Source organism: Okeania sp. SIO2F5 (assembly GCF_010692685.1).
Classification (GTDB): Bacteria; Cyanobacteriota; Cyanobacteriia; order Cyanobacteriales; family Microcoleaceae; genus Okeania; species Okeania hirsuta.
Genome location: NZ_JAAHGU010000233.1, coordinates 1 through 6,192 on the forward strand (window position 1 = coordinate 1; position 6,192 = coordinate 6,192).

Genomic DNA, 6,192 nt, shown 5'->3' on the forward strand with positions numbered 1-6,192 from the left:
GTCGATACAAGGACTTGGAGTTGGATTTAGACTTACTCTTACTCATATCTGCTGAGTGTAGTTTCGTGTACCATCTTGACTTCTTTATTTTTACCCTAAACATCATCTTTTGTGCAACAAAGCCCTTCTGACTTCAAACTTCTGATCTCAAATCCGCTTAATTCGGTATAAAAAATGTTTTATCTTCACATAATGTCAAATCTTTCTACCTCTTCCCATCCCCCCACACTCCCTACCCTTCCAACACTACCCACACTCTTTGCTAGAGATAAATATCTCATATCATGTCCGGTAGCATCGGTATTGTATAGAGAAAGTAAGGAAGAAGGAAGAAGCTTTAAGAGAAGGAAAAACCTTATATCGCGCTAGATATTTCCCCAACTTTATACACAAACGATACCAACGGACATGATATCAAAGCATATTGAGGAGCGCATTTAGATACTTCATAATACCAATAGTTATTAGGTTTAACCATTGCTACCAAAAGTTTATGCAGGTCAATTGCAGTAGGAAATTTAAGTTGACTATAAAAAAAATATATAAGCGTAAAGTGGCTCTAAATTTCAGAACCTCTCGCTTCTTCAACTTGAACGGTGTCAGGTGTTAAATGTCGCCATCTAAACCTTTGAGAAAATTGATGTGATTTCACTTCCACAATATCCGCTGCAATTTCTCCTAATAAAGGTGCCATTTTAAATCCATGCCCACTGCCACCACTACTCACAGAAAGACCTTTAATTTCTGGATGGTTATCTATCCAGAAGTGTCCGTCAAGGGTATCAGTATATAAACATCTACGAGTATACACCAAAGGAGCATCTACCAATTCGGGGAAAGTCATTTTCAGAAAAGACCGCATCTTCTCTACCTCATCATCCTTTATTCGGCGATCGCTATTTTCGGGATGAAGAGGTACACCACTAGAATGTTTAGCTATCTTGACAACACCATATTTAGGCAAAAAAGGAAAACCATACCAACCAGAATTAGAAATATCGGCTGCAAAAACGCTCAAATATGGCGACGAAAAGTATTTAGGATTTTGAGGTTTTAACCAAAAAACAGGATGGCCAGTCGTTTTCATGTAAGGTTGTAGTTCTGGCAAAAGATAGGGAGTATTCGCACCTGCTGCTACTAGCGCATGACCACATTGAAAAGTATTTCCCTCTCTAGTTTTGACTCCTTGTAGCTTCCCGTTTTCTACAATCAAACTTTCTGCGGTTTGCCCTTGGTAAATTTCAACACCTAAAGAACAAGCATACTCAGTTAGTTTTTCTACTACCAGTGAAGATTCTACATAACCTCCTTTGGGATTAAAATTAGCATCTATGTAGACCGAGGTATTCACAACTGGAAAACGTTCTTTAATACTTTTAGCATTCATCCTATCTGGAGAATAACCACTTTCAATGAGATTTTGGTAACTAAATTTTTCAAAGCTGTGGCGATCGCTTTCTATTTTATCTTTACACAGCATTAAAAAACCTACTTCGTGATATAATTCTTCCGCAAAAAAATCATTCCATTCTTTCCAGCGGTCAATACATATTTCTGCCATGCGGAAATATTCTTTATCAGTACCATATTCCATACGAACAACTTTAGTAATATCAGTAGAAGCTGCTAGATGATGGGGAATGGTATCTGGGTTAATAACTGCCACTTTATATTTTCTTTTGGCTAATTCTACAACAGCAGTAATACCAAAGATGCCGCTACCTACAATTAGAAAATCATATTTTGTATTGGGATTTTTCATTAGACATCTCCAGAAAAGAGGGAACAGGGAACAGGGAACAGGGAACAGGGAACCCACCCCTCGCCCCTCCCAGGAGGGGAGTAATTGATTATTTATGGATAAGAATTGATTTTATTTTGGATTTTTGGAATTTTTGTAGACTTTTTCCTGCGTCATACTTACCTGGAGTTTTGTGAGACTTAAAATATAATTGTCTGCCATAATATATTCCCATGTTAGTGAGCTTGTGAGACTGTTCACATAAGAATTTTAAGATAGCAATTAATTCGGGATTTTTACTTACTAAAACTTGCGGACAAGAGTAAATTGGAAACCGGCGGTGCGAAAACTTATTATTGATCATAGTAACAAAGGACAACTAAAGTTGTCTAGTCCAAACAACTCCCTTGTTTTCATGTCCCGGTTCAAACACGGGGAGCTTCAACGTTACTTTGAGGTAAAATAAAATATTCGGATTAAAATCCGACTCCTCACCTTTGATCCATCGCTTAAAAGACTATGGCTTTCATGCTCCCGTGTTATTTAGGTGATTTTGTATCCGCTCAGTAAATTGGGGGTAAATAACAGCTTGACAAGAACTATGATTATTTAGAGAAAATCATAGATTTATGTAGATAATCGTAGGTTTCTAAGAATGGATACCAAAAGACGTAGTGCCATAGACAATTGTTTTAAAATGTTTTAATTATTCTCGACTTCCAAAATATTAGTTTGTGTACTATATTAACTTGGACTGGTTAAATAAAAATTATCCAAACAGCTTAAAATCAAGCCAAAAAAATCTATGGTGAATCTCTCTTTAGAAACAATCAGGGCAAAATTTAGGAGAATATTAATATATGGTATTGGAGTTAAACTTCTTGGATATTATGAAAAGTTAATTCCTAAATATTCCTTGATTGGCGATACAGCATTTTTTGACTCTAAACAATTTGACTGGACCACTGAGGTAGAAGCAAATTGGGTATTGATTCGCAAAGAATTAGATGAACTCCTAAAATACAGAGATAATTTACCAAATTTCCAAGACATTTCTCCAGACCAAGCTGATTATACTAGCCCTGATGATTTGTGGAAAACATATTTTATGTATGGGTATGGTATTAAATCAGAAAAAAATTGTCAAAGATGCCCAGAAACAACTCGTTTAATCGAAAAAATTCCGGGGATGAAAACAGCATTCTTTTCAATTTTATTACCTGGTAAACATATCCCCGAACATCGAGGTCCCTACAAAGGAGTTGTTCGTTATTTATTAGCATTAAAAGTACCTGAACCAAAAGAAAAATGTCGTATTCGGGTGGGTGATGAAACTCGTCATTGGGAAGAAGGAAAAAGTATGATGTTTGATGATTCTTTTCCCCATGAAGCTTGGAATGAAACTGATGGTGTTCGTGTAGTTTTATTTTTAGACATAATGAGACCAATGCGTTTTCCACTTTCAATTTTTAATGAATTATTTATGAAGTTAATCGCAATTTCTCCCTATATTCAAGATGCTAATGTTAATCAAAAAAATTGGGCAGACCGTTTAGAAAAATTGTTTGCACAAGAACGTGAAAAAGAGAAAGTTTAAAGTTGAAGAAGGCAGAAGGCAGAAGGCAGAAGGCAGAAGGCAGAAGGCAGAAGCAGGAAAAATATTGCGTTATCTGAGTTTTAGAGCTTCTCGATCTGTCCTAACCTTTCCTTCGACTGCTATAAATAAACCAGTCAAACTTAGCAAGACAAATTTGCCTAACTATTCTGTTACGACGGTAAGAATTTTTATTGTCTCCCAAATCAATAATAGCCATAATAGCTATAATTTTACTTTATTATTGATTGATGCTCTAAGCTAAATTATAAACTTGATAGTATTGTTTTAAATTCAGAAGTTAATTAAGGCGATCGCTATTTTTTTGCTAGAGGTAAACTTTAAGTTTTCAGCTCTTTTATATTGATAATATTTACTCAGCTTTTTGTTCTAGACAGGACTTACGCAGATACTCTACAAATGAGGAGTAGGGGAGTGGGGGAGTGGGGGAGTAGGGGAGATAGAGAAATATTTGGTAATGGTTGAAGATGGAACATTTTTTTATACCGAATTAAACGGATTTGATATTAAAAGTAAATTTGCGTAAGTCTTGCTAGATATAAAATGTTTTGTATCTCAAATAACAAACAATTTATTATAAATTATTCATATATTTTAAGTAACTTATACTTACAGAACTTTTGAGGATAGTGAGGTATACTTTTAAAGCTAATCTTTTTTTCCCTACTCCCTACTCCTTACAGTCGTAAAATTTTGTACTTTATCAACTCGAAAACTGCTGTAAGTTTATTTAATAAAAAACAAAACTAAAACGATATATTTGGAGAGAGTAGTGGGTTACGATTTTGATGCAATAATTATTGGCAGTGGTGCAGGAGGAGGAACGATTGCCCATACTCTAGCAAAAGCTGGTAAACGAGTTCTCCTAGTGGAACGTGGCCCTAGATTTAGTGATGTTGAAGCCTTTCAAGATGAGCAACGAATGCTGATTGATAAAGAAGCTTTTGATGATCGCCAAATTCAAGTAAATGGACGTAGCGCCCAACTTCACATCGCAGGAATATTAGGTGGTGGTACATCCCTATATGGTGGGGTACTCATGCGCCCAAGTCCATACGATTTCCATCCAGGTAAATTTTATGACCAATGGTTACCCCGTCATCTATGGGATTGGCCGATCGCCTATGATGATATGGCTCCTTACTTCGACCAGGCAGAAATTTTATTCGGTGTCGCCGGGGATAAACCACACAAAATGCTGAATATTGGTACGCCAAGTCATGGTTATCCGGCCACAGTTCCACCTCTCGAACCAATTAACCAACAATTAGAAAAAGGTATTAAAGCTGCGGGACTAACTCCATTTCATCTTGCCTTCGGTATAAACTTCGATACTTGTCTACGTTGTTCTAAATGTCCTGGTTTCTACTGTCCCAATGAATCTCGTGCTTCTACAGTGATGCGTGCTATTGATCAGGCAATTCTTGATTATAATCTCAAAGTTCAAACCCTAACAGAGGCAGAAAATTTAGTTACTAATACCAGTAAAAAAGTTACTGCTATTCGCCTTCGTTGTCGCAAAACTGGCACAGTTGAGGAACTTACAGCTAAAACTTATATTCTGTCTGCTGGAGCATTGGGTAGTCCAGTTATTCTGATGAAGTCTGGTTTAACAGGGCGTAGCGGACAACTAGGACGGAATTATATGTATCATTGTGGTGCTTTAGTGGCAGGATTATTCAAACAATCTACTGGTGGGGCGGATAAATTTATTAAACAGTTAGGGTTTACAGACCTCTATCTTGGTTCCAAAGAATTTCCACATAAATTAGGGTTAGCTCAAACTGTACCTATTCCCGGACTTCTTTCTCTACAAGAAAATTTTCCTGTGCCAATTCCTCAACCCATTGCCGAATTTCTGTTGAAGCGGATGTTGGTAATAACTGGTATTGTAGAAGATTTACCCCAACAGGAAAATCGGATAGAAGTTGGTCAGGATGGGAAAATTCGTCTGTTCCACAAATTTCATTCCTATGATGTTTTTCGTTCTCGGTATTACATGACTAAGTTAAAACGCGTCTTTCGGTCAGCAGGAGCAATATTATGCTTTGGGGCGATGGGTCATAAGGATGATATTCATACGTCCCATCAGGTAGGTACAACTCGGTTTGGTAAAGATCCAAATACATCTGTGCTTGACCAAGACTGTCGTTTACATGACCATGAAAATGTTTTTGTTGTGGATGGTGGTTTTATGCCAAATGCTTTGGGTGTTAGTCCAGCTCTGACTATTGCAGCTAATGCTCTGAGAGTAGGGGATATTATGTTGCAAAAAGCGATAATTTGAATTTGTGGCTTCATGGCGATCGCATTTCTCTAACTAGGGTTTGTTGAAAAAGTCTTATGGGTGAGGGTAGGAGACAGGGCAAACGCATCTAAATTCTGGAACCTTCTACGGTTAAGCTTTAGAGAAGTGATAAGTATAAACACTCAGACCCCTAACATCCTTGCCCTGTTAGAACTTCAAAATAAGATGCGTTTGCCCTGGTTAAATTGAAATTGAAATCCCAGGAAATTTGAAGAAAATTTAGGGTTGTTTTTTCAATATTCATGCAATCGTTTCAGCTTCATCTGGATTTAAGGAATTTGTAAATCTTCAAATTTTCTCATCCAGATGATAGGAATAGCTGCTTTTCCCGGAAATTGGTTAGGTAATTTTGTATTAGAAAAAGTCAGTCGCCAACTCTTCCGTTGGCTAGTTATTACTTTCAGGACTTACGCAAATACACTATATGTAGCGTATGCCAAATAGAGCGATTGCTGACGCAAAGCTCCGCTAACGCTATAATTTTTGAAGCGATCACCTAAACAACTAAAATATGATAACTTATACAAA

At 36.9% G+C, this 6,192-nt stretch carries 4 protein-coding genes; 3 read left to right on the forward strand and 1 reads right to left on the reverse strand.

Annotated elements, in window-relative coordinates:
- Nucleotides 1–559: 559 nt before the first annotated feature.
- On the reverse strand, nucleotides 560–1,762 hold the full coding sequence (locus F6K27_RS31970) for an FAD-binding oxidoreductase (RefSeq protein WP_287279881.1): 1,203 nt from the start codon (nucleotides 1,760–1,762) through the stop codon (nucleotides 560–562).
- Nucleotides 1,763–2,546: 784 nt separating this feature from the next.
- Here F6K27_RS31970 and F6K27_RS31975 point away from each other — a divergent pair.
- The 3 genes from F6K27_RS31975 (at nucleotide 2,547) to F6K27_RS31985 (ending at nucleotide 5,643) form a co-directional block, all read left to right on the forward strand.
- Entirely contained in the window at nucleotides 2,547–3,338 is a 792-nt protein-coding gene (locus tag F6K27_RS31975) for an aspartyl/asparaginyl beta-hydroxylase domain-containing protein (RefSeq protein ID WP_287279883.1), read from the forward strand.
- Entirely contained in the window at nucleotides 3,319–3,600 is a 282-nt protein-coding gene (locus tag F6K27_RS31980; protein WP_287279885.1) for a hypothetical protein, read from the forward strand. The genes F6K27_RS31975 and F6K27_RS31980 overlap by 20 nt, the downstream gene beginning before the upstream one ends.
- Before the next feature lie 528 nt (nucleotides 3,601–4,128).
- Entirely contained in the window at nucleotides 4,129–5,643 is a 1,515-nt protein-coding gene (locus F6K27_RS31985; RefSeq protein WP_287279887.1) for a GMC family oxidoreductase N-terminal domain-containing protein, read from the forward strand.
- Nucleotides 5,644–6,192 lie beyond the last annotated feature (549 nt).

Bases quoted from the DNA above. Each gene is read 5' to 3' on its own strand.
- F6K27_RS31975 (WP_287279883.1), top strand. From the start codon at position 2,547: ATGGTGAATCTCTCTTTAGAAACAATCAGGGCAAAATTTAGGAGAATA.
- F6K27_RS31970 (WP_287279881.1), bottom strand. From the start codon at position 1,762: ATGAAAAATCCCAATACAAAATATGATTTTCTAATTGTAGGTAGCGGC.